General features: G+C 57.5%; 15 protein-coding genes and 1 tRNA gene. 8 read left to right on the forward strand and 8 right to left on the reverse strand.

Annotated features, from left to right (window positions below):
• Positions 1 to 1,300: 1,300 nt before the first annotated feature.
• The 4 genes from cas7u to HMPREF2749_RS04980 are packed head-to-tail and all read left to right on the forward strand — an operon-like array spanning position 1,301 to position 8,039.
• Positions 1,301 to 2,599, forward strand: a complete 1,299-nt coding sequence (cas7u, locus tag HMPREF2749_RS04965) for a type I-G CRISPR-associated RAMP protein Csb1/Cas7g (RefSeq protein ID WP_070593586.1) — start codon at positions 1,301 to 1,303, stop codon at positions 2,597 to 2,599.
• 1 nt (position 2,600) lies between these two features.
• A complete protein-coding gene (csb2, locus tag HMPREF2749_RS04970) occupies positions 2,601 to 4,187 on the forward strand; it encodes a type I-G CRISPR-associated protein Csb2 (RefSeq protein ID WP_070593588.1) in 1,587 nt (528 codons plus the stop codon).
• Complete coding sequence (gene cas3u, locus HMPREF2749_RS04975) at positions 4,180 to 6,975, forward strand: type I-G CRISPR-associated helicase/endonuclease Cas3g (RefSeq protein WP_070593590.1); 2,796 nt, start codon at positions 4,180 to 4,182, stop codon at positions 6,973 to 6,975. The genes csb2 and cas3u overlap by 8 nt, the downstream gene beginning before the upstream one ends.
• Positions 6,975 to 8,039, forward strand: coding sequence for an aldehyde dehydrogenase (locus tag HMPREF2749_RS04980; protein WP_070593592.1), 1,065 nt, complete (start codon positions 6,975 to 6,977; stop codon positions 8,037 to 8,039). The genes cas3u and HMPREF2749_RS04980 overlap by 1 nt, the downstream gene beginning before the upstream one ends.
• Positions 8,040 to 8,205: 166 nt before the next feature.
• Here HMPREF2749_RS04980 and HMPREF2749_RS04985 read toward each other — a convergent pair whose 3' ends face one another.
• Positions 8,206 to 8,958, reverse strand: a complete 753-nt coding sequence (locus HMPREF2749_RS04985; RefSeq protein ID WP_049341427.1) for a nicotinamide mononucleotide transporter — start codon at positions 8,956 to 8,958, stop codon at positions 8,206 to 8,208.
• Between the two features lie 501 nt (positions 8,959 to 9,459).
• Here HMPREF2749_RS04985 and HMPREF2749_RS04990 point away from each other — a divergent pair.
• The 4 genes from HMPREF2749_RS04990 to HMPREF2749_RS05005 all read left to right on the forward strand — a co-directional run bounded on the left by HMPREF2749_RS04990 (position 9,460) and on the right by HMPREF2749_RS05005 (position 17,194).
• On the forward strand, positions 9,460 to 10,539 hold the full coding sequence (locus tag HMPREF2749_RS04990; RefSeq protein ID WP_070593594.1) for an S-layer homology domain-containing protein: 1,080 nt from the start codon (positions 9,460 to 9,462) through the stop codon (positions 10,537 to 10,539).
• Positions 10,540 to 11,029: 490 nt separating this feature from the next.
• Entirely contained in the window at positions 11,030 to 14,110 is a 3,081-nt protein-coding gene (locus tag HMPREF2749_RS04995) for an LPXTG cell wall anchor domain-containing protein (RefSeq protein WP_070593596.1), read from the forward strand.
• Positions 14,111 to 14,690: 580 nt separating this feature from the next.
• A complete protein-coding gene (locus HMPREF2749_RS05000; RefSeq protein WP_070593598.1) occupies positions 14,691 to 16,883 on the forward strand; it encodes an LPXTG cell wall anchor domain-containing protein in 2,193 nt (730 codons plus the stop codon).
• A gap of 235 nt (positions 16,884 to 17,118) precedes the next feature.
• Positions 17,119 to 17,194 (forward strand) — tRNA-Glu (locus HMPREF2749_RS05005).
• 466 nt (positions 17,195 to 17,660) lie between these two features.
• Here HMPREF2749_RS05005 and HMPREF2749_RS05010 read toward each other — a convergent pair.
• From HMPREF2749_RS05010 to HMPREF2749_RS05040, 7 genes are all read right to left on the reverse strand, one after another.
• Complete coding sequence (locus HMPREF2749_RS05010) at positions 17,661 to 18,506, reverse strand: DUF6318 family protein (protein WP_070593600.1); 846 nt, start codon at positions 18,504 to 18,506, stop codon at positions 17,661 to 17,663.
• Positions 18,507 to 18,679: 173 nt separating this feature from the next.
• On the reverse strand, positions 18,680 to 19,384 hold the full coding sequence (locus tag HMPREF2749_RS05015) for a DUF6318 family protein (RefSeq protein WP_070593601.1): 705 nt from the start codon (positions 19,382 to 19,384) through the stop codon (positions 18,680 to 18,682).
• A gap of 174 nt (positions 19,385 to 19,558) precedes the next feature.
• On the reverse strand, positions 19,559 to 20,269 hold the full coding sequence (locus HMPREF2749_RS05020; protein WP_049357595.1) for a DUF6318 family protein: 711 nt from the start codon (positions 20,267 to 20,269) through the stop codon (positions 19,559 to 19,561).
• Between the two features lie 192 nt (positions 20,270 to 20,461).
• The gene (locus HMPREF2749_RS05025) at positions 20,462 to 21,229 is read right to left on the reverse strand and encodes a DUF6318 family protein (RefSeq protein WP_070593603.1); all 768 of its coding nucleotides are present in this window, start codon (positions 21,227 to 21,229) and stop codon (positions 20,462 to 20,464) included.
• A gap of 106 nt (positions 21,230 to 21,335) precedes the next feature.
• Positions 21,336 to 22,124, reverse strand: coding sequence for a DUF6318 family protein (locus HMPREF2749_RS05030; RefSeq protein WP_044150526.1), 789 nt, complete (start codon positions 22,122 to 22,124; stop codon positions 21,336 to 21,338).
• A 40-nt stretch (positions 22,125 to 22,164) separates the two neighbouring features.
• A complete protein-coding gene (locus HMPREF2749_RS05035) occupies positions 22,165 to 22,917 on the reverse strand; it encodes a DUF6318 family protein (protein WP_070593605.1) in 753 nt (250 codons plus the stop codon).
• 249 nt (positions 22,918 to 23,166) lie between these two features.
• Entirely contained in the window at positions 23,167 to 23,937 is a 771-nt protein-coding gene (locus HMPREF2749_RS05040; RefSeq protein ID WP_070593606.1) for a DUF6318 family protein, read from the reverse strand.
• Between the last annotated feature and the right edge of the window lie 255 nt (positions 23,938 to 24,192).

Consider the following 24,192-nt stretch of genomic DNA (forward strand, 5'->3'; position numbering starts at 1 on the left):
CCCCGCCTTCGGGTGGGGACTTTCATTGAGGCTCGCCGTGTAGGAACTGTGCCGCTACAGCCGCGATATTTCTCCACCTTCGGATGACGATGCTGCGGTATGCATAGATATTGCGTGATGTACACTTTGGGTACGTAATCCGCGAGACTCTCGCACCACAGCCGTTTTGGTTATGCCATAACATGCTAGTTTTGCTAGCTATTTCCCCGCTTTCAGGTGGGGACTTTCATTGAGGCATGGTGTTCAAGAATGGCTTTACCATCCCTAAGGCCATTACTCCGCCTTCGGGCGGGGAACCTTCATTGCGATTCCGAGCATGAATCGGGAAGTCTCACGCGGGTTACGTAGCCCCGGTTTAGAAACCAGATTGGTTTCTAAACCGGGGCTCTTCTCTTTAAAACATGAATATGGGCTGATGTGGCGCCTACTGCCAACTCCTCATGTCAGATGTCTGGGTCTGAAATGACCAAACTGGATGCGTGTAATCTGTAACAGCGCTATGGTGAGATTATGAGCGAAGGGCAGAACCGATTGCGTCGCAGAGGAGAGGTGGGGATAATGGAGGAACAGATGGCGGTTTATAAAACTCTCTATTCCTCCCTAACTAGATCTCATGCTCCACAACGGGGATGTGAGCTTTCATTGAGGGGCGAATATTTTTTGGGAACCATAACAACCACCTTCTGTTTCTCCTGCGAACATACGTGGGAGCTTTCTCTTAGAACCTGGTTCTTCAGTAGCTGTTGTTATTGAAGAACCAGGTTTTTATACGCGAAAATTTTTTGGGAGTATGAGGGTGTTGTAGATGGGGAATCTTAATGCTATGGTTGAGACATCAACTGGTTTGGAGATTGCTTCAGTAGCTCGCTGGGGTAGCTCTAGCCCCAACCTTGGAGGTGAAGGATATGGTCCGACTACTCACAAGAAGTAAAAAGCCGCCCGCTACGCGAAGCGCAACGGGCGGCTTTTATTCAAAATAGTGAAACCGCATCAAGCGGTGGTTATGCCTGTTGCCGCAGACATAACCTAATCAGTATACCGGCAGTACGGAGGGGCCTCCTAGTCTGCCTGCATACTGACCGCTTGTGTGGCTACGCTATACCTTCTATACCCTGTGCTGTCACCACCCAAAACACGGGATGTGACAGCACAGGGGAAGAAGGAAACGGCACACCGAATCAGTGACGTGACGAAAACACGCGCACCATTCGGGAAAGCAAGGTAGCTTAAAGCTATACAAGTAAACGTGCACGTCCAACGCATCGAAGCAAACGTGCACCCAATATATAAGGAGACAACCATGTCCCAGAACGAATCCCAGCCCACCATTACCCTCGCCGACCTTATCGAGAACGTCAAGCTCGGCGGCGGCTCCGTCATCACCTCCATCACCGAACTCGAACCCGCAGCAGGCCCCCACGCATCCGTGGCACCCGCCAAGTTCGTTGATGACAAGAAGTCCGTCTTTGCCTACGAAACCCGCTACATTGTGGAAGAGATTCAGAACCCGGAAGACTCCGAAGACGCCGAAAAGGTCGTCAAGGGCAAGTCTCAGAAGGTCGTCCTCATCGACAGCAAGCAGTCCGAACTCAACCGCGCAGAAGCCGCCATCGAACAGGGCCGCCAGTACGGTGACGAAGCAGTCGTAAAGATTCCCCGCGCCGTCGTCACCTACCAGACCGAAAACGGCCCCGTCGAATACACCGACATGGAACTCTCCCACCGCGTCTTCGACGGCCACTTCCGCGCCGGCACCATCGACGGCAAGCTCATCACTGAAAACGACGACTACCGTGCACTGCGCAACTGCACCCCCGCAGATATGAGTGCACTGCTCAACACCGCCCCCGCAGCACTTCTCTTCGGTGCATGGGACTCCACCCGCAAGAGTAACCAGGTTCGCCTGCGCAGCGCCCTCGTCGGTGAAATCATCGGCGTTCTCGCAGACCAGGATCCTGGTGCTGAACACCGACAGGCACGCCGTGGCGGTGCCCGCGTCGACGCCGTAGCCGCCAGCGTGAAGCTTGCTCCCAAGGATATGGAATCCTTGGTCAACGACCAGGAAGCGGAACTGAGCCCCAAAAACATTAAGAAGAACCGTGATGCAATCGCGGCTGCTTCCAAGGCAAAGAACAAGGATGCCGCTCACGTATCGGCCTCTGGTATCGGCCTGGGTAGCATCCCGCCCTCGCTCGAAGAAACCGGTGCTGTAGCTTGCCGCCGCATTATTCGCTCTTGGGTTCTGAGCCTCGCCACCCTGCGTCAGCTGCGCTTCGGTCAGGACGAGACCAAGAATGTTGCCGCGCGTGCACTTCTTGCCGCACTCGGCCTCAACGCTATTGCCCGTGCGGAGCGTGAACTCTACATCCGTGCCAACTGTGACCTGATCGAATCTGCCGCACCCGTTGTCACCCTCGACCAGCGTTTCGGCGAGAAGAAGCCCTTCGCACCCCTGACCGTTGAAGACACCGACCAGTTGCTCCTCGAGGCTATCGAGAATGCCAAGAAGGCAGGCGTGGCTGACTGGAATGGCCAGACTTTCAACGTCGACGGCAACTCCATCATCATCAAGAACGCCACTGCGGAGGACGCTGAATAATATGACGAACCTCGGAATTCTCGCGAGGTTCCCGCTCGGCGTATACCAGGGCCACAAGGCGGACGGAAGCCCCGACGCCTTCCCCGACCCTGCCCGCTTGCAGGCCGCGCTCCTCAGCGCGGCCGCGCAGGGACCTCACGCAATTATCGAAAACGGGCAATTGGCCCCCTCGGAAGAATCACTCAAGGCCCTCAAGTGGCTTGAGGAGAACCCCCCGACCGGGTTGCAGCTTCCCGACATGTGCCCCGTGTACCGCTCACGCAACAAGATGAGCCGATTCATGTACCGCGAGGTAGCGCGCTCAGCCAAGGGACGGCAGACCGAGCCTCGTGCAGTATCCGACGGCTGGGCTGTATCCGACACCATCGGCTGGCAGTACGATAAGGTGCCCGTCGACATTGCGGAAACCATCACCCAGCTCTGCGGAGAAGTACCCTCCCTCGGAGAATCCAGCAGTTTTGCCGCCCTCTACACCGGAGACGTGGAACCCACCCACATCATCGACACTAAGTCGGGTCCGTTCGAAGCAGGCGGCATGCCCATCCGCGTGCCCGTATCCGGTCGAATCGACGCGCTCATGCGTGCCCACGCAGAAGCGTACCCCGTCAAGGTGCCCACCAAATCAGCGGACAAGACCAACAAAGAAGACACCTTGCATCCTTCCCCGGTACCCACCGCAGGCCTCGGATCCATTAAGTACCAGCCTGTGGAGGCTGAAACCTCCACCAGCCCCTGGGAATACTTGTGGCTCCTCGAAGTAGATGGTGAAGAGCTGAAGCCCGAACAGTACGTCAAGGCATGCTCCCTGCTGCACAAGGCTCTCGTAGCTGCCGCAGGATTCGGCGCGCCCAGCCTCATCACCGGCAGGTACCCCAAGGGTCACAAGCCGGCCAACAGCCTGGCGCTGCAGTACCTGCCTTCCCGCTACCTGCCCGACTATCTGCGTCGTGAGGTGAAGTCTCAGGGAGTCCTGCTCGTCTTGGTCCCGGCAAGCGCCCCGACTGATGAAGCTGTAGAACTCGGTATCGCGCTCAGGAGCGTAGAAACCCTCTACGCTCAGGACTTCCCCCGACTGACCGTGAAGCTTCGCCAGAAGCGCCTGCCCGCGCAGGGTTTCTGGGATACTCCCAAGACCGGGTACAAGCGCCTGTGGCGTACCCTCAGCGCGGCCGTTCCCGAATCGCGCGTTTTCAACCGCCCGAAGAAGGCTGAGACGAAGGCCTGGACCTTCGCTGACGCCGCTCTGCTTTCCATGGCCTACGTGTGGCGTGACAGCTTCGAAGCGCCCGAGGCTGAAACCTCACGCGAACGAATTCGCAGTTTGAGGGACCAGGTCGCCAAAAAGGCTGAGGCCAAGGTCCTGGAAGCTCACCGTGTAACCCAGAACCCCGCTGCCTACGCCTACAAGCTGCCCCGCACTCTGCCCGCAGAGCCGTGGCGCGGCATCGTAGACCTCGGCAACCTGGCAACGGACACGACCCTCGTAGCCATCGGCCAGTCCCGTCACATGGGCGGCGGCCTGCTGGTTCCGTTCGACGTGCCCACCGAAGAATACGGCCGCCGCAAGAAGGAGGAAGAGCATGACTAGCCCCACTACCGCGCTGCCCTCCATCACTCGTGATGAGTTCGGTGTCTTCTTTGCCGCACTCAACGAAGGGCACGACCCCTTTAGCTGGCAGGAAGAAGTGCTCGACCACATTTGCGAGCACGGCGTATGGCCGGAACGTATTAACGCACCGACCGGCTCCGGTAAGTCCTCCGTGGTTGATATCCACCTCTTTGCGAATGCGCTCGCAGCGGTTGGCGCCGCGCCGCGCGTTCCCCGTCGCCTTTGCGTGACCGTGGGACGTCGTGCGCTGGTCGATAGCCAGGCAACCCGTGCCGACAAGATTCTCGGCGATCTGAAGGATGCGCTCGCTGATGAATCCGGCGAGCCCGGTATTCTGCGTAGGGTTGCTGAAGCTCTCCAGAGCTTCCAGACCCGTAACGATGACCAAAGGAGCGCCCCCTTCGAAGTTGGCCACATCCGTGGCGAACTCTCGAACCGCAACCTGCCGGTCACCGACATTTCGGCCTGCGCAATCATTGCCGCAACCCCGGATATGTACGGTTCGCGAGCGCTCTTCCGCGGCTACGGCAGCACCAAGGCTGCCCGCCCGCGTGAGACCGCCCTGCTGACCATGGACACCGTCATGGTGCTCGACGAGGCACACATGAACCGTCAGCTGCTGCACACGACTCAGCGTATTGCCGAGTTGCAGAAGCGCGAGGTCAACCTGGGTGTTCCCACCCTGCAGGTGGTTGAGACGACCGCTACCCCCTCCACTGGGGATAGCGAATCGACCACCCTGGGTGTTGACATTGAAGCTCTCGATAGCCCGAATGATAAAGAGCTGCACCGCCGTGTCTACTCGCATAAGGAACTGGTGCTCCGCCCCATCGATAAGTGGGATGGTAAGCCCGGTAATGCTGCGACCGTGAAGGCCGCTGTGGACGCTATTAAAGATTTCCTTGCCCACCGTGAGGTGGGTAAAGGTTCGGAAGTAGCCCACACTGTCGGTTGTATTGTCAACCATGTGCGGACGGCTATCTCCATCAAGGAGGAACTCGCTAAGGATCTGGCAGAGGATGAGGTCCAGCTTCTCGTAGGACGCATGCGCCCGTACGACCTGAAAAAGTTGCACCCCGACCTCTTCACTACCGAAGGCGATAAGTCCGTGAAGGTTGTTGTTGCCACCCAGACTCTCGAAGTCGGTATTGACGTTGACTTTGCTGACCTGGTGACTGAGCTGGCTCCGGCTTCTTCCTTGGCGCAGCGCTTCGGACGTGTTAACCGTCTGGGCCACCGCGATGATTCTAAGGTCGTCGTTATTGAGCCTGCGAGCGGTGACTCGGTAAAGAAGGACGCGCCGCCCTACAGAGCAGTCGACCTGAGCAATGCGTATGCATGGCTCGAAGCGCTCAACGGTGCTGAGAACCCGTCGGTGAACCCCGCCGCAATGGTGAAGAACCCGCCGGTGCAGTCCTCCCCGGAGCGTCTGCTCTACCAGCGCCCGGAATGGCCTGATCTGCTGGAATTCTCGCGTACCGACGAGAATCCGTACGATGAGCCGGACCTTGACCTGTGGCTGCATGACTCCCTGGAGGCAGAAACCGCAATGGGCGGTGTTATCGTGCGCGATAACCTGCCGAGCAACATTTCTGCCGCCATGGAGATTCTCAAGACCAGCTACTTCGCACCGCGCGACGAGGAAACCTTCCCCGCGAATCTGAAGATTCTCAAGGAGATTCTGGACTACCAGGATGAGCACGGCGTGAAGCCGCGTAAATTCCTTTACCGTCAGGGTGAAATTTCTCTGTGGCAGGATGCTGACCAGGGTGAAGAGAGCAGCCAGACGTTGGCTCCCGGTGACGTTCTGATTCTTGATATGGGTAGCATTCCGTTCACGAACCAGGGCATTGCCGTGACTCAGCGTGAGCTGCCTTCTAAGAAGGACGAGCTGAAGGCTGTGCCCTTCCTCGATGATGACGAGCTCTGCGTGGCCGAGCTCTACGTGTATGAGAAGTGCGCGGACCGTGAGGAACGCTTCAGGAAATACCTGGGCCTCTCACCCGATGAAGTAGCAGAATTGCTCGATAGCCAAGCTTCGGACGGCCAGAAGGTGATTGCTTCTGAGCTTTCTACCGAGGCTGAGGGCGGTCAGGAAGTTATCGCCTGGTACGCCGACGTGACCGACGACAAAAAGTCTATTGAAGGTTCCGATATCGCTCAGGAATTGGCCCCGACCGATCCTGTTCTTCTGGACGACCACCAGAACGATGTTGCTGAGCGTACCCGCCAGCTTGCCGAGAACCTCGGCCTGGCACCGGAATTCTCCGAAGCACTGGAACTGGCGGCAAAGTACCACGACGAGGGCAAGCGTGACCTGCGCTTCCAGCAGATGCTGGGTGCAGACCCGGATGCGGACGCGCTCGCAAAGAGCGGCCACCGTTCCGTGGCAGAGGCGTACCGCGCCCGCAGCCGCAGCGCCCTGCCGAGGGGCTGGCGTCACGAGCAGCTGTCTGCACTCATGGTTGCGGCCTCGCCCGAAAAGGTGGGGGAGCACCGTGACCTGGTATTGCGCATCATTGGTTGCAGCCACGGTCACGGCCGGTTTTCCTTCGCCCACGACGCAGGCTTCCTGCTCAAGGAAGGCTACCTGCCCGAGGGAACGGACTACGAAGCGCTCAAGGAACAGGCGACCCGACTCTTCAACGTCGGCTACTGGGATAACCTCATGGAGCAGACGAGCCGCACCTACGGCCCGTACGCTACCGCCTACCTTGAGGCCGTTGAACGCGCAGCAGACGCCCAGATTTCACGGGAGGGACACTAATGGCAACGTTGACTATTGCCGGTGACTACACCTCGGCATTGACCCATTTTGCCCTCTACGGGCTGTCCCTGATGGTTGAGCAGAAGCACCCTGGAACCGTCACTGTCGGTTGGTCTCAGGAGGGTCAACCGCGCGCCCAGATGCATGCTGAAGGCGTGTCAGAAGAAGAAATTGCCGAGTGCGTGCACTCCTACGTTTCTTCCCTGGCTGCTGACGGTAGCTGGGTGAACGTCGACCAGTCCTACGGTGCGGGTAAGGAAGCAGCTGTTTTCTCCCCGTTCTCCCCGCGTATTCGAGGAATCGACGCGGAGAAGTACCCGGACGACTGGGCTTCTCACCAGAAGACCCGACAGGCTCATCTGGATGCGCTGATGGAACGTGACGACCTGCTGTCTCTGCTCTGGATCTCCGGCCTGGGCGAACCTTCCTACTGGCGTTTTGAAGCCAAGGCACCTCGCCCGGATCACGGCGCGTCTCGCTGGGAGATGAAGACCCGCAACAAGGGCCAAGAGTTCGTTAAGGACCGCCTGCGCCTGATGTGCGCGGATCTGGCAACCTGGGAACCTTCCGCGATGCTCCGCGGCATTACCGGGCAGACCCTGTACGACTCGCTGGATAATAAGCCGGAATCCCGAACCGGAACCGGTTTCACCGTCCCGCAGCCGACGGACACTGCGCTCGCCTTCTGTGCGCTGGTGGGTGTTGCGAATTTCCCGGTGATTCACCAGATCCACCGGATTGGCGTGACCCCCGGTGCCTACCCGTACAATGCTTTGCACCCGCGGCTCATGGTGCTTCCGGTATCCTCCGGAAGGGTTACGCCAGCCCGGTTGCGAACCGTGCTGCGCAGCCACCCCTACCGTAGGGTGGTTGACGAACTCGGCAAGGCGATGGAACGCGGTTCTTTGAGCACTGACATTTTCGTGTCCGAGCTGGCGGATGAGAAGGCGATTCTTCGTGAGAAGGGCGTTCAGGCCTTTGTTGCTTTTCCCATCGCGAAGGTGGGTAGTGATTCGGCACCTGAGCGTCAGGTTCTGAAGGGTAGCGCGATTCCGCTGGGCTAACCTAGCCGCTTACCCATACTGGTAAATAACGCCGGCAAATATGCCCGCAAAATGCAGGGGAGGGGCCCTCCGGTTGAATCACCGGAGGGCCCCTCCATCTGTAATGTTGAGCGTCTACATATCGCTGGGTGGATATGCGGTAGCTGGTGCGCCAGGGAACCGCCCCTTACGCCACCGCCACGGTACCCTTGGCTGCGGTGCCATTTCGGGTCCACAGCAGGAGCGCCGCCACGCTATTGATGATGTAGAAGATATACTTTCCGACGTTCGCAAAGTTGCCCTGAGTCAGCGCCTTCACGCACTGCACTGTGTTGTACAGGAACCAGAATTGCCACTGCATCGTGAGCTTGAGCGCGTTCAGAATGTTTGCTGACAGGGAGAGGCCAAACACTACGGTCGTGATCCAGAACAGGAACGAGGTCTTGCCGCCGTAGCCAATGTAGTTCGCGACCAGGGAGAACGCGAACGAGCCCACCACAATACCGCTAATAATCAGCTGACCCTTCGCGCCGGTCGGCGGTTCCATTGCCTTGCCGCGTTCGGAGTTCTGCCACCTACGAATTGCGAAGGTGTACACGATAAAGGTCACCGGGTAGGTGATGATTGCCGCCTTGTTGCCCAGAATGTAGTCAATCGCGCCAGACAGCGCCGTGTTAATAATGCCGAGCACGTTGCCGATGTTTGAGAGGCGGCCGGTCAGGCGGGTAGACATCATTGAAATGCCCACGTTAATCACGGAAATCACACCGAGGGGGATGAAGGGCGTAATCGGGCCCCAGTCGACGTATTTGTCGAGGCGGGTGCCCAGGTATCCTGATGCGACTGCGATGGCGATAACCAGTGCTACGCCGAAAAGGTCGGCGTACTTGGACTTGGCGAAAAAGAGGAGAGCCTTCTCAGAGAATTCCTTGGCCTCCATGGGTAACTCCTTTGTTGAGGATATAGAAACAGTGATAGGGTACCAATAACTATAACTCTTTGAAAAGGGTTCGAAACGGCGTGTCGCACATAAAACCTCAGAACCCCACATATTCCATATCCCGGAACGCCCCGGCGTAGAGCGGCTGAGGCCGCCCCATCGAAAACCCGTACCAACTTCCGGCATACCAACTTCCGGCAAACCTTGCCAGATATCGCCCCTACTTCGTTGAACATCGAAAATGGGCGTAAAATCACCGCCGTTTCGTCTTCGCTTTAAGGAGACCTTAAGGTACGCTAGATGACTGGGTCAGGGAACTCGCGCCGGTCTCACTCACCGCACATCCGTCCGACAGACACCCGCACCCCGGTCGCTGCGTCTCACTCACGCATACAGGGGAGGGAACCCAACGTATCGGCCTCACTCACCGTTTACGCCGCTGTCCGCGCGTCCTGCCACCCGTAACTCACTCAACTCAAACAAGAACTGAATAGGACAATCATGCCCTTGCTTACCCATCGACTCTCACGACGATTTTTCGTAAAGGGTGCTTCCGCCGCCGCCGCTGCAGGCGCACTGACCCTGCAGGCACAGGCCGCTCAGGCTGACGAAGCTCCCGCAAACCTTGCCCCGGCAACCGAGGAAACTAAAGGCCCGCGCCTCGTCATTCAGCGTGCCACCATCACCGAAACCGGTATGACCGTCAACTACACTGCACACGGTCTGCGCGAATTCCTCACCGAAGACACCACCCTGACCGTACGCCACGGCTACGTTCGTAACGACTCTTTCGAAACTCTGCGCTCCTGGCCGCTCACCCCCGAATTTGACGGTGACGCTGACAGCTTCAGCGGTAGCGACCAGTTCCCCATCGAGCTGATGCAGGGTGAGGGTGTCCAGCACGCCCTGCAGCTGGATATTTGCTCCGACCCGTGGGGTCAGGAGGTTACCCACCAGATTGCTGCGCGCATCCCGGTGGCTGAGACTAAGATCCTGAAGACTTCTTTCGAGGATGTTCCGGATAACCACCCGTTCGCTGAGGATATCCGCATGGCGAACCAGAAGAAGTGGCTGATGCCGAACCCGCAGACTGGCGTGTTTGAGCCGGACCGCCCCGTGACCCGTGAGGAGCTTATTGCTCTGCTGAACCACGCTGCCGGTCACGCTGGCGTGAGCGAAAACTCTGAGGTTGCACCCTTCGCGGATGCGGCAGGCCGCCCGACCGCGAACGCCCTGCACTGGGCTCGTGACCGCAAGATTACTGAGCCGCTCACCGGCGGCGACAAGATTGACCCGACCGCACCGGTTTCTCACGAGGAGCTGGCGGCTGTGCTGTTCCAGTACAACGCGGAGGTTCAGCTGACTGAAATGAACGAGGCCGCTGGTTCTCGTTTCCGCGACGTGCTCGGTGCCGGTACTCTGCACCGTTACGTTGCGTGGGCTGGCGCGAACGACATTGTTCTGGATTCTTCGGGTGTGTTCAACCCGACCGCGCCGACTACTCGCGCGGAGCTGGCTCGTTTCATTCGCCGCTACAAGCTGCAGAACCTGCTGTTCACTGACTTCTCGTATGTCTCCTAATATTTAGTCACCCCTGGCACCGTGTCACCTAGGTACCGTGCGTTGGGGTGCGTGGAACCCCCGTCTTCTGGCTTTTGCTGGAGGCGGGGGTTCCTCTATGCCCTTTTACGGTGCCCCTTGGGTGGCGCCCTGCGGCGCGCTATGCCGAGGCACTATGCTGGGGTGCCGTTTTGACGCATTATTTCGGGGCGCCGAGTCGTGCCGTGCTGCTACATTGCCGCACCTCGGGGAGTTTTAGTGACAGGCTGTGCCTGGCATATGAAATTTTGCGTTATATATGCCTAAAATCTTGCAAAATCCTGTGCGCTAAGTAAGTATTACCTAGAAGGTAAGTTAAAGGTTGCCTTACTTAATACTGTGTGAAGACTAGTTTCCTTCCTCATGGGCCCACGAAACCCATACCAAAGAGCAGGAAAAACGCGGCGCCTCACCACCCATCGGTGGGGGAGAGACGCACCTTCACGCGCCACCCACGAAAAAGGACATACATATGAACCTCGCTTCAAGCAAGGCATTCAAGGGCCTCGCCGTTGGATCGCTGGCACTGGCAATTTCCGGCGTTGCCACCATCCCCGCATCGTTCGCGGCAGACTCCACCCCGGCGGCAAGCCAGAGCACTGACGCTCGCACCATCACCGATAAGGCGATGGCTAAGATCACTCAGGGCCTGCCCGGCCAGTTCCAGGTCGCATACTCCAAGAAGACCAACAAGATTTGGGTTGCGGGCACTGCAGACCGCGACAAGCACGTTTCTACTATCGCTCGCATTGACGCAAACTCCCTGAAGATTGAGGCTGTCGCCGAGCTGCCCATCGTCAAGAACGACAAGGGCTACCAGTACGACGCAGCCTACGGCATCACCGTTGACGATGTAGACGGCACCGTTTGGGTTACCAACACCACCGACAACTCCGTGTCCGTGTACGATCAGGCAACGATGCAGCAGGTCTGGACCACCGCGGGTATCGCGGAGACCGACCCGAACTGGATTGAGCACCCCCGCTCCGTTCTGGTTGACCACGAGTCCGGTAAGGCGTTCGTGACCGGCCGCTTCTTCGTATCCGCGATTGACCTGAAGACCAAGCAGGTTGAGAAGATCCAGCTCGAAGGCGCACCCGACGGCGGCACCCGCTACATCAGCATGAACATCCTGGTTGACGGCGGTAAGCTGTACGTGCCCGAGCGTACCGGCGGCAAGATTTTCGTCATCGACACCAAGACCTTCAAGGTGGAGACCAGCTTCGACACCAAGGGCAACGCTGAGGGTGAGGTTCGCCCCTCCGACATCGCGATTGACCACTCCCAGAACGAAATTTACGTCTCCTCCCAGGGCGTGAAGGGAGCGAACTCCGGCGTGTCCATCTACGACGCGACCACCCACGAGTTCAAGAAGTTCATCCCGGTCGGCACCCAGGCACTCGCGCTGGACAACGACGAGGCGAACGACCTGGTGTACGTCTCTGACTTCGGCACCGGCAAGGTCGGCGTGATTGACGGCGGCGCAGCAGACAAGCTGATCGCTGAGGTCGCCATGAACGGCGGCAAGGCAAACGACCTGGTCGTACTGCCCAACGGCTCCGTTGTCGCTGTGGACAAGCAGGCTGGCGCAACCGCAACTGTGCCCTACGTCCTCGACGGCACCACCGGCACCGTCAGCACCTCAGATAAGGTCACCAGCAAGCCTTCTAAGGACAAGCAGGGCAACGAGGTTCCCGCCAAGACCTCCGAGATTCAGGCGAACTCCATCCTGAAGTTCAAGGTCACCGCAACCGCAGGCGACAACTCCGAGGTCAAGCAGGTCACCCCCGAAACCCGCGAGTTCCAGGGCTACCCGGCAACCGCCACCAAGACCAAGGCGGCCGACAACAACGCCACCACCCCCTCCACCGAGGCACACCGCACCGTGGACGCAAACGGTAGCGTTGCGAACATCATTCAGGGTCTGCCCGGCCAGTTCCAGGTTGGCTACTCCAAGAAGAACCACAAGCTGTTCGTGCCCACCGTGGGTGCACGCGGCGGCCTCGCTTCCTCCCTGGCACGCGTGGATGCAGACACTCTGCAGACCGAGGCTTTCGCCGAGCTGCCCGTGAAGAAGAACGACAAGGGCCAGTACGGTTACACCTCCGCGTACGGTGTGACCGTTGATGACGTGGACGGCACCGTCTGGGTTACCAACACCACCGACAACTCCGTGGCAGTGTACGACCAGCAGACTCTCAAGCTCATCTGGAGCAACGAGGGCGTGAAGAAGGACGACCCGAACTGGATCGAGCACCCCCGCTCCGTTCTGGTTGATCACGAGTCCGGCAAGGCGTTCGTGACCGGCCGCTTCTTCGTCTCTGCTATTGACCTGAAGACTAAGCAGGTTGAGAAGATTCAGCTTGAGGGTGCCCCCGAAGGCGGTACTCGCTACATCAGCATGAACCTGTTCCTGGACGGCGGTAAGCTGTACGTTCCCGAGCGTACCGGCGGCAAGCTCTTCGTCGTGGACACCAAGACCTTCAAGGTTGAGAAGACCATCCAGACTCAGGGTGAGGATTCCACCGTTGAGGTTCGCCCCTCCGACGTTGCTGTGGACCACTCGCTGAATGAGATTTACGTATCTTCCCAGGGTGTGAAGGGCGTCAACTCCGGTATTTCCGTGTACGACCTGACCACCGGCGAGTTCAAGAAGTTCGTCAAGTTCGGCACCCAGGCGCTCGCCCTGGAGCACGATGAGGACCGCGACCTGGTGTACGTAACCGACTTCGGTACCGGTAAGGTGGCTGTCTTCGACGGCCGCGCTGACGAGGTCATCGGCGAGGTCGAGATGAACGGTGCAGCCGCGAACGACGTGACCCTGCTCAAGGACGGCTCCGTGCTGGTTCTCGACAAGAAGGACCGCGACGAGAAGGTGACCCTGCCTTACGTGCTCAACGGCACCACCGGCGAGATTACCACCGCCAGCGAGTACACCACTCTGCCCGGCAAGGACCGCCAGGGTAACGACGTTCCCGCATCGGTTCAGCAGCTGAAGGCTAACTCGATTCTGAAGTTCAAGGTTGGCCTGAAGGACACCGACGCGAGCGCAGCTCCGGTGGGTATCACCCCGACTTCGCTTCAGTTTGCGGGTTACCCGACGGTGACCGGTGTGAAGGCTGAGGAGTCGAAGCCTGCTGATCCGAAGCCTGCAGATCCGAAGCCTGCAGATCCGAAGCCTGCTGACCCGAAGCCTGAGGATAAGAAGTCTGACGCTAAGTCTGAGAACACCGCAGAGGCTAAGGATCAGACCTCCAAGGACCAGACCTCCAAGGATCAGGCATCTCAGTCTGACTCCAAGCCCGCTCCGGATGCTGTGAAGGCTGATAAGTCCGGTTCGGCTGTGAAGAACGGCGGTTCCTCTGCTGGTGGCTCCGATAATTTGGGCGGTGGCTCCTCGGTAGTTAAGAGCGACGCTGGTTCCTCGCAGGCTGGCTCTTCGCGTGGCGCTTTGGCGAACACCGGTGCTGACGCTGTGATGCCGCTGGTTGCTTTCGCTTCTGTGGCTCTGATTGCGGGTGCTGCCCTGGTGATGCGCCGCCGCAAGGCATAAGCGTAGCGTTTAGTTTTCGGGCGTAAATGCTCGATGTAACGCGTGAGAAGGCGGGTATTTTCTCTTTCGGATTCTTCGAATCTGGGGGAGGGGGTACCCGCCTTTTGTGCGCCTGCTTGGGGTTATTCTGGGTGGGTGGTTTTTAAAGCATATTTATATATGTGCACTTGCTTGTAAAAATATAGGTTTTGAATGTTGAAAAAATATGTGGCCCGTGGTGAATGTCGCTGGCGCGCCTCACCTAAACTTTTACATTAATGTGTAAATATAAAAGCATCACAATACCCCTCGTGACCAGGGTTTTTTCCCGTAAGAGCAAGGAAAAATCCTGGATACACATCAACCTTCACGTGATACTGAAGGTGAATTAGGGGATCACTCACAAAAACACAAAACACACCCACGTCGCTGCTTGTATTTTCCTAGGAAAACACTGAGGATTAGAAGGTAAGTAAATTTATGCGTTACCTACACTTCTGCTTTTCGTGCCGTCGAATATGTCACCGCATATTCACGGGTGTCTCGTTAGCATTCGCATGCGGCATGTGAGCACTTCCGTTACACATTTGAAGGACACACATTGAACCTCACTCCCTCCTCGGGCAAAGCACTGAAGGGGCTCGCCGTCGGCTCCCTCGCGCTCGCAATCTCCGGCGCAGCCATGATTCCTGCCTCCTTCGCAGCACCGAATACCGCACATCAGACCGCTTCGCCCAGCGCCTCGGCTCCTTCCACCGCATCGCTGAGCCGCGTTGTTGACACCTCCGCGTCCGTCGCGCAGATTACCCAGGGTCTGCCCGGCCAGTACCAGGTTGCTTACTCTAAGGCGACCAACAAGATTTGGATGGTCGGCGTGGGTGCACGCGGCGACCTCGCCTCCACCATTGCTCGTGTCAACGCAGACACTCTTCAGATTGAAGAAGTAGCAGCGCTTCCCTTCGAGCTGGATAAGAACGGCGAATTCGGCTACATTTCCGCGTACGGCATCACTGTTGATGACGTATCCGGCACCGTGTGGGTTACTAACACCACCGACAACTCCCTGTCTGTGTTCGACCAGAACACCATGGAGCAGATTTGGACTAACCACGGCATCGCCGAGAGCGACCCGAACTGGATTGAGCACCCCCGCTCCGTGCTGGTGGACCACAACTCCGGCAAGGTGTTCGTGACCGGCCGCTACTACGTGTCCGCGATCGACATGAAGACCTTCGAGGTTACCAAGCTGCAGTTGGAAGGCGCCCCCAACGGCGGCACCCGCTACGTCGGTATGAACATGACCGTTGACGGCGACAAGCTGTACGTGCCCGAGCGTACCGGCGGCAAGGTCTTCGTCATCAACACCAAGACCTTCAAGACTGAGCAGGTTATTCAGACCCGGGGCGAGAATTCCTCCGTTGAGGTTCGTCCCTCTGACGTCACTATTGACCACTCCGAGAACGAAATTTACGTCTCCTCGCAGGGCGTGGACGGCGTGAACTCCGGTATCTCCGTCTACGATTTGACCACCGGTGCGTTCAAGAAGTTCGTTAAGTTCGGCACCCAGGCGCTGTCCATGGAGAACGACGAGGACCGCGACCTGGTGTACGTGACCGATTTCGGTACCGGCAAGATCGCCATCTTCGACGCCAAGGCTGACCGCGTGATTGGTGAGGTTGAGATGAACGGCGGTAAGGCTAACGACCTGACCGTCACCGAGGATGGCTCCGTCATCGCAGTGGACAAGCAGGACATTGCTAACACCACCGCGGCGGTACCCTACGTGCTGAACTCGAAGACCGGTGACGGCTCCATGACCGACACCTACACCTCCAAGGCGACCGTTGACCGCAACGGCAAGGCTATTCCTTCCTCGCAGCAGAAGCTGGTTCCGAACTCTATTGTGAAGTTCTACGCTGAGGTTTCCGAGGGTGAGTTCACCTCCACCGCGACCATTAACCCCGCTAAGGTTCCCTTCCAGGGCTACCCGAAGCAGGCTACCGCGGTGCTGATTGACCCCACCCTGAACTTCGCTGAGGGTACCGTCGACATTACCCGCCCCTACACCTTCCACGTGTCCGGCTATGACTTTGAGAAGCCCCCGGCCGAAGGTGTTCGCCTGTTCCTCGTCAAGGAAGGCGAATGGTCGATGGGTTTCGACAAGCTGACCGATAGCGAACTGGCAAGCATCCAGAAGGTCTCCACTGTCGTTCCGGCGAGCGCGTTTGTCTACAACGCACGCACCGGCAAGTACTCCTTCGACGCGACCCTGCGTGTTCCCGCGAACACCATGCAGTACAGCCAGGGCTACATGCTCGGTACCGTCACCGCTGGTTCTGACGTGGCAACCAACCGCAATTACGATTCGGCTGTTTCGCTGATCGTCAACGACGCGAAGGATGCCGGCAACGCAGATAACCGCGATGAGGCTGACGAGCCGGCATTCCCCGCTAACGCCTCGGCATCACCCTCCGCATCTGCTGCAGTTGCAGAGAAACCGGCGGCTGATCAGCCCAAGGGTGAGCAACCGAAGGCTGAGGAAGCTAACGACCAGCTGGGAACCACCGCGAAGACCGCGCCGCTGAAGAACTCTTCTTCGGTGAAGTCTGACTCCCAGCCTAAGGGCTCTAACTCCGATGCTCAGGTGAGCGCTTCGGCTACCAAGTCTGCGCCTCAGAGCAAGGGCTCGCTGGCTAAGACCGGTGCTCAGAACGTTCTGAGCCTGGCTGCTGTCGGTGCGTTCGCGCTGATTGCCGGTGCCGCTGTGATGGTGCTTCGCCGCCGTAAGGCATAGTTTCTTGCTCTAGTTTGAGCGGATGCGCCCCGTACACTGTGCGGGGCGCATTTTTGTGTCTATCTGCGGGGGGGGGGCGCCTGGTGCAGCTGTAAAAGAGCCGGTGCTGAGGGTCTTGCACTCGGTGTAAAATATGTGACTCAATTCACTGCTTTTCGATTTGGTTGTTCCTGGGAAGCTCTGTATAGTTATATGTGTTGCCAGGGAGACCTGGTAAAAGAGATGTAAATCTCACGGCCCCATCGTATAGCGGCCTAGTACTCCGCCCTCTCACGGCGGCAACACCGGTTCAAATCCGGTTGGGGTCACCACTAGGAAATAAACCCTCAGTCTTCTGACTGAGGGTTTATTTGTTTATTCGGTGAAATTGGTTTTAGATTCTATGGTGCCGCCGTGAGCCTCTCACGGCGCCGCTCCTTACGTCGCGGCACTCCGGGGCATGATGGAATCCCTCGCACGCTCGGCATCATGCCCCGCCACTTCTTACGGCGTGGCATTCGGACGCATAATGAAATCCCTCGCGCGCTCGGCATTATGCGCCCTCATCACCGTACCCATCCGGTTGGGGTCACACTAGGAAAAAAGCCTTGGTTCTTCGGAATCAAGGTTTTTTGTTTATATCTGTCTGTATCTGTCGGATGATCTTTTAGATTCTATGGCGGCGCAGTGAGCCTCTCAAAGAATAAAGGCGAAAAGCCACATGTGTTTCGAAAAGCAACCATAATGGTGGCTTCTCGAAACACATGTGGCTTCTCAGCGGTATAGGGGACCCGGAATCTACTGTGCCGACGCCTCAGCAGAAGCAGTGGTAGCCTCCGCAGACGCAGTACCCTCAGCCGAAGCGCTCGGGCTCAGCGACGGAACCGGCGAAGCAGACGCAGTACCTGGAGCGCGACGCACCATACGCCAAGTGCCGTCCTGGTAGTGCGCCACAATCTGACCAGCCACCGGCTTACCCGGGTACTTGAACACCTCGGTCAGCGGCTGCACACGATCATTAGTCTTGCTGTACACGCCAGCACCCTCAGCACCATCAATCACCATCTCGGTTGCCCAAGTGTAGTAGCCGGTGCGGATGTCCTTGGTCGGGCGGTCAGCAGTCAGCGACAGAATCATCGGACGCTCCGAACCGATCACCCAGCCGCTCTCCGAAGCGTACATGCTCTGGAAAAACTCAGCCACAGTCGAGTAGTCACCGGTGTGGTCAATGTTCGTGAAGCGTACACCGTCACCGGTCAGCAGCAGGTAGTTCAGGGTAGCCTGCCAGTACGCGATGAACGCGTGCAGACCTTCAACACTGTTCTCACGCAGCTTCGCCGGCTCCACGGGGATCGCAACGTTCACTGCCTTGTGCTCCTTGGTGCCGGGCTCAAAAGTGCCGGTGGAGGAGTAATCGGCAAGAACGACCTCACCCTTCATGCTGGGGCCGGGCTCAACGATGGTGGTTGCCTCCGCGGTGGGGGAGACGGATGCGGTTGCGCTCGCGGATGCCGAAGACTCGGGTGCGGATGCGCTCGCGGTTGCTGAAGATTCGGAGGACTTTGAGGAACATGCGGCAAGAAGTGCAGCGGTGCCCAGGCCCAGTGCGGTCAGGGCGGTGCGGCGGGTATACATGGTAGACATGGGGCTCTTTCTGAGGTGAATAAAGTATGTGCCGGTATTGAACTAATTCCAGAATATCGCAGGGGAGCGGCCAGCCCAATGTTGTGTGCGCCTTCAACGCCGTAAAAGCGGCGGTAGATGACGAAAAACACGGGGCACAGAGATTTTCGCACGACTACGATATGACCGGGGTTCTAAACGGAGGTGCCGGAGCTGCTCGCGCTTGAGCTGGGTGAGCTCGTTGTAAGTTTGGCTGGTTCATTCCGAACCGTCCAGGCACCATCCTGATACTCCAAGATAAAGAAGAACTCATAATCACCGGGGCCGCTACTCAATGAGGCCATGGTGAGTTCCCTGCCATCTGTGTAGTGAATCTTTGCTTCCTTGTTATACCGGCCAACACCCAGCCAGCGGTACTGTTGTTCGTCAACCTTCTGCGGAGCGTCCTCGGTCAGCTCTGCTGAGAACGGCGCATCAGTACCGTACACCCAGCCAGTGTTCTTCTCATAAAATTCGACGAAAGGTTCGGCCTTGTAGATATCATTTCGGTTTATATCCACAGCCTTAAACGGCTCAATGTCGCCGGTAATCATAAGGTAATTGAAAGAAGCCAACCAGTAGTTTATGGCAGCGTACATGCCCTCCGTCGTTTTGGCTTTCATCTCTGCAGGAGGGACAGGCTTGGGCGGATTCTCCGCCTTCTTCGAGCTGGTTGCGGGAACGTAGGTGCCGCGTGATTCGTAGCCGTTGAACTTCAAGTCGCCCTTGTAGGAGCGCTGTTCCTCGGGCGTGCTCGGGTCGCTGAGCGGGCGAATATCGCTTGCGCAGGCGGTCAAGGAGGCGAGCGCTGCGGTGGCGGCGATGCCAAGGGCGGCGCGTCGGGTCACGAAGGTAGACATAAGGTACCCTTCAATAGATTATCGGTGTATCTATTTCAGGGTACCTTAGTGTATTTGGATATGTTTATGATTTCTTGGGTATCAAACCTGGGAAAGAACTACAAAAACTGCGTTAGCTAACGAAAAGTGCTGTTTGTTGGGCGTACGTGGTGTCGGTGTCTATGCCACTGCATCCTAAACGTTGAGGCCAGAATTGCTTCCGCCCGAGGAATCGGGGGTAGCTGTCGAAGAGCTTTTCGTCTCAATGGTGACCATCCACGTATTGTTCCGATAATTCAACACAAAAGTGACCTCATCATTAGCAGAGCTGCCGCTTGTATCTGCAATGTGAATATCCCTGTCCTCCGGTACGTAATGGAGAACGGCGGCCTTATGGTTACGGCCAATACCCTTCCAACGGTACTGCTCATCGTCAACCTTCTGTGGAGTCTCTTCGATCAGCTCAGCCAAGAGCGGCGTATCGGTGCCGTACATCCACCCCTCATCCTTCGCGTACAAGTCTACGTATATCTTCATCTTCTGTACGTAGATACCGTCTAGGTCCACGTCCTTGAACGGGGCAGCGTCGCCGGTAACCGTCAGATAGTTCAGGGCTGCGAGCCAGTAGCCCAGCGCCGCATACATGCCCGAGATCGTCTTCGACTTTATGTTCTCGGGAGGAACGGGCATGGGCGGGTTCTCCGCCTTCTTCGTGGTGCTTGCGGGGCGGTAGGTTCCGGTGGACTTGTAGCTATTGAATTTTAAGTCCCCCTTGTAGGGGCGCATCGGGTCAACTACGCTCGGGTCCTCCAGCGGGCGAATATCACTTGCGCAGGCAGTCAGGGAAGCGAGCGCGGCAGCGGTAGCAACGCCCAGGGCGGTGCGGCGAGTAACGAAAGTAGGCATGAGAACCCCTAAACGGTTTGTCAGTGTACTTTTAAGCGTACCCGAAGGAACTGATGCATGTTCAAAGTCCGCTCATGAACGCATAAGGGAACATCGCCACCGCACGTAGGTAAAGAGGAAGCCCCCGCATGCAATCTCAACTGCATACGGGAGCTTCCCTCACTTTTAGAACCAGCCGCTTAGAGGCGGGTTTTAGGCGCTAGCGCTGCTCTTCTCGGAAGAGGATGCATCAGCATCCTCATCACTGAGCATGTACCACGCACCGTCCTTGTAGTCCGCCGCGAAGTTGGTTGCCTCGCTCTTAGTGGATCCATCGACTAGGGGAGCGGGGTCCTGACCCTCAATGTGGATCTTCGCGTTGGGGTCATAGATGATGCGTCCGAGCCAATCGTAGCGGTTGGGTCCGCCCGCGACCTTCTTCGGGGCGTCGGTCAGAAGCTGAACGGTAACCGGCGTATCCGTGTCGTATACCCAGCCCCTGCCGGAAGAGTAGATGATAACAGCATTGCTGCCCTCGTTCGCATAGCGGGAGTACGGGTCAGCCTTCTTGAGCGGCTCGTAATCACCGGTCATAAACATGTAGTTGAAGCTTGCCACCCAGTAGCTGAGGAACTCGTACATGCCCTCAATGGTTGCCTCGTTCATCTTCTCCGGAACAATAGGTTTCGGCACGTTCTGCGCCTTCTTCTCAGCCGTGGCAGGAACGTACTCGCCGTTCTTCTCGTACTTGTCGAGCTTCACCGTGCCCTTGTACGACTTCTTAGCAGACTCAGTCGCTGAAGCAGATGCCGAGGCGGATGCGCTCGCAGACTCAGAAGTGCTGGCACTGGCCGAAGCCTCACCGGAGGCGGTGCTATCAGCCAGCGGGCGAATATCGCTAGCGCAAGCAGTCAGTGCTGCAACCGCGCCGGCACCGGTAGCAGCAGCTAATGCGGCACGTCGAGAAAGAAAAGTTGCCATGAAAAATCCTTAAATGATAAGTAGGGTAAGGGATGAAGCTCTGGAGCTTATTAACCCTATAAGTGAGGTAGATCCTCACCCCTAAGGTGAACTCTGCAAAGATGCTCTAGGCGTTATTAGGGGTAGCCTCAGTCGATGCTTTAGCGCTTGGGCTTGGAGTGCTCTGCTCGCCGCCCTTAGTGGCGGCATAAAACCATCTACCGTCCTTATAGGACAACTTCAGCTTGGCGTGGTCAGGAGTCAAAGCCTTACTAGGGAACATAGGCTCATCTGCTCGCCCTTCAATGCGAGACATCGCATTAGGATCCCTAACAAATCTGATAGGCCAAATATAGAGGGTGTCGCTACCTGATGCCTTTTCAGGCCGGGGGGTTAGCATCTCAGTTTGAACCGGTTTCTCCGAACCGTAAAACCATCCCTCATTGGTTTCGTATACAGTTACATAACCTTGAAAAGCTTTGACGTCCTTGCCAACAGGATCAGCTTCTTTCAACGGTTCAACATCACCGGTAAGTACTAAGTAGTTGAGGCTTGCTTCATAAAAACTATAGGCCGCGTAAGCTCCATCAACAGTATTCTCGTACATATTTGCCGGCGGTCGAGGCCTAGGCATGTTCAGCGCCTTATGCGTCTCATCCGCAGGGATATACTCGCCCTTCTTCTCATAGTTGTCGAACTTTACCGGCCCCAGATAGGACTTCTCAGAAGAACCACCCGAAGAGGCGCTAGCAGAAGGGCTCGCAGACTCAGAAGCGCTGGCACTGGCCGAAGCCTCACCGGAGGCGGAGCTATCAGCCAGCGGACGGATATCGCTAGCGCAAGCTGTCAGCGCCGCAGCCGCGCCAGCACCGGTAGCAGCTGCTAGTGCGGCACGTCGAGAAAGAAAAGCTGCCATGAAAAATCCTTAAGTAGTGCGTATCAGAAGATGAGGGAAACTAACTATCGTTGTTCAAAAGCATGCGCCACATGCCCTCCTTGTACTCCATGATGAACTTCGTCGTGCGAGGAATCGTCTTTTCTTCCTCAACGATAGTCGCATCAGGCTCACCCTCAATGTGGTACTTAGCGGCAGCGTCATACGCGACGGTCACAAGCCACTCGTAACGGTCCGGCTTATTAGCAACCGGCTGAAGCTCATTCTCCGCAATCTCAATCTTGTACGGCTGATCCGAACCGTAAACCCAACCCAGACCCGACTCGTAGAGCTTAATCATGGTCTTAGAGCTCCTCAGAAAAGCCTTCGCCGGATCCGCCTTCATCAGCGGCTCAACATCGCCGGTCAGAATCAGATAATTCTGGGAAGCAAGCCAATAACCCATCAGAGCGTAGGCGCCCTCGGGGCTGTTTTCCTTCATCTTCTCCGGAATCAGAGGCTTCGGCACGTTCTGCGCCGGCGCATCCGCAGTCGCAGGGATGTAGGTGCCGTTCCGCTCGTAGTTATTGAACTTAATCGGACCCACGTATGAGCCGGGCGTGTGATCATCGGTAGGAGAAGGCGACGCCGAAGCGCTCGCAGAAGAGGACGCCGCACCAGAAGCCGCGCCAGACGCAGCATCAGAAGCTGAACCAGAGGAACCGCCGGAACCCTGCGACAGCGGGCGAATATCGCTAGCGCACGCAGTCAGCGCCGCAAGGATGCCGGTCGCACCCACGCCCAGGAGAGTACGTCGAGTGAAGAAGGTAGTCATCGGAAGCCCTTCGTTGGAGCCAATACAGAGCAAATCACGCCACACACCGTGGCGGGCATGCGCACCCCGTACAGACCTATCAGTACGTCAATGTATATATTTTTAAGGTTACCCGAGAGCCACCACCTAGCCCCCGCGACCACCTCAAGTGTTCAGAAAATTAAGACCCCACACCCAGCGTTTTACCAGGTGCGGGGTCTTGTCACATGAGAAATCACTACGAGAATGACCCCCGCTGCAAAGCGGCAACTACGCGGCGCTAGACAGCTCCCACTTGCCGTCCTTGTACTCCAGGCGGAACCTCGCCACCTTCTTCTTTGACTCATCAGCGCTCGTCGCCTTCTCAGGCTGGCTATTATAATGCCGCATCATCTTGGGGTCCATATGGGCGAGGCCCTCCCAAATGAAGGCAGTATTATTGCTGCCGGGCACCTCCCGAGGAGCATCAGTCAGTAGCTCAACAATATACGGAGTTTCCGTACCGTACACCCAACCAGCACCCGACGCATACAGCTTCAACGTGCCAGGATACTTCTCCAAGGCGTAGCCCTCATAGTAAGCAAGCTCAATCGGGCCCGGGTCACCCGTAATCATCAAATGGTTCAAGCTCGCCAGCCAGAAACTCAAGAAAGCGTACGCACCATCAACGCTGTGCTCCTTGAAGTTCTCAGGAGGCGCAGGCTTCGGCACGTTCTCAGCCGGATGCGTAGCGGTCGCCGCAACATATTTGCCGTTCTCCACATAATTCTCGAAAGTGATGATGCCCTTATACTTCCTGCCCGAAGAGCGAAGACCCGAAGCGGCAGAAGCACTCGCAGAAGCACTCTCAGACGCCGAAGGAGAAGCGCTCGCAGACGCAGTTTCGGAGGCGGTCTCGGAGGCGGTCGCCGCCTCCGACGGAGAAGCCGAGCCAGTGCCGCCAGCTAGCGGGCGAATATCGCTAGCGCACGCAGTCAACGCAGAAAGCGCGCCAGCAGCAGCAACACCCAGGGCGGTACGTCGAGTGAAGAAAGTAGTCATCGGAAGTCCTTCGTCGGATCCTTCACCCCCAAAGCCGTCAGCGCGAAGCTCACAACCTGCAGGTAAAGACCACATGTAGTACGTCAATGTATATACGTTAAGCGTACCCGAGCGCCCCTCCTCCGACCCCGAACATCCGCTGGGTTTTCCCCTGGGTGTTCCCTGGGTTTCCTACCCTGGGGTTCCGCAGAGTTACGGCAGAATTTTCGCAGAGTTTCGGCACAAAGAAACCCCGCCCACGGTGCATTACCGCAG

Origin of the sequence: Rothia sp. HMSC075F09 (assembly GCF_001810515.1) — a bacterium.
In the GTDB taxonomy this organism is placed as follows: domain Bacteria; phylum Actinomycetota; class Actinomycetes; order Actinomycetales; family Micrococcaceae; genus Rothia.

Coding starts and splice junctions, on each gene's coding strand:
- cas7u (WP_070593586.1), top strand. CDS start 1,301: ATGTCCCAGAACGAATCCCAGCCCACCATTACCCTCGCCGACCTTATC.
- csb2 (WP_070593588.1), top strand. CDS start 2,601: ATGACGAACCTCGGAATTCTCGCGAGGTTCCCGCTCGGCGTATACCAG.
- cas3u (WP_070593590.1), top strand. CDS start 4,180: ATGACTAGCCCCACTACCGCGCTGCCCTCCATCACTCGTGATGAGTTC.
- HMPREF2749_RS04980 (WP_070593592.1), top strand. CDS start 6,975: ATGGCAACGTTGACTATTGCCGGTGACTACACCTCGGCATTGACCCAT.
- HMPREF2749_RS04985 (WP_049341427.1), bottom strand. CDS start 8,958: ATGGAGGCCAAGGAATTCTCTGAGAAGGCTCTCCTCTTTTTCGCCAAG.
- HMPREF2749_RS04990 (WP_070593594.1), top strand. CDS start 9,460: ATGCCCTTGCTTACCCATCGACTCTCACGACGATTTTTCGTAAAGGGT.
- HMPREF2749_RS04995 (WP_070593596.1), top strand. CDS start 11,030: ATGAACCTCGCTTCAAGCAAGGCATTCAAGGGCCTCGCCGTTGGATCG.
- HMPREF2749_RS05010 (WP_070593600.1), bottom strand. CDS start 18,506: ATGTCTACCATGTATACCCGCCGCACCGCCCTGACCGCACTGGGCCTG.
- HMPREF2749_RS05015 (WP_070593601.1), bottom strand. CDS start 19,384: ATGTCTACCTTCGTGACCCGACGCGCCGCCCTTGGCATCGCCGCCACC.
- HMPREF2749_RS05020 (WP_049357595.1), bottom strand. CDS start 20,269: ATGCCTACTTTCGTTACTCGCCGCACCGCCCTGGGCGTTGCTACCGCT.
- HMPREF2749_RS05025 (WP_070593603.1), bottom strand. CDS start 21,229: ATGGCAACTTTTCTTTCTCGACGTGCCGCATTAGCTGCTGCTACCGGT.
- HMPREF2749_RS05030 (WP_044150526.1), bottom strand. CDS start 22,124: ATGGCAGCTTTTCTTTCTCGACGTGCCGCACTAGCAGCTGCTACCGGT.
- HMPREF2749_RS05035 (WP_070593605.1), bottom strand. CDS start 22,917: ATGACTACCTTCTTCACTCGACGTACTCTCCTGGGCGTGGGTGCGACC.
- HMPREF2749_RS05040 (WP_070593606.1), bottom strand. CDS start 23,937: ATGACTACTTTCTTCACTCGACGTACCGCCCTGGGTGTTGCTGCTGCT.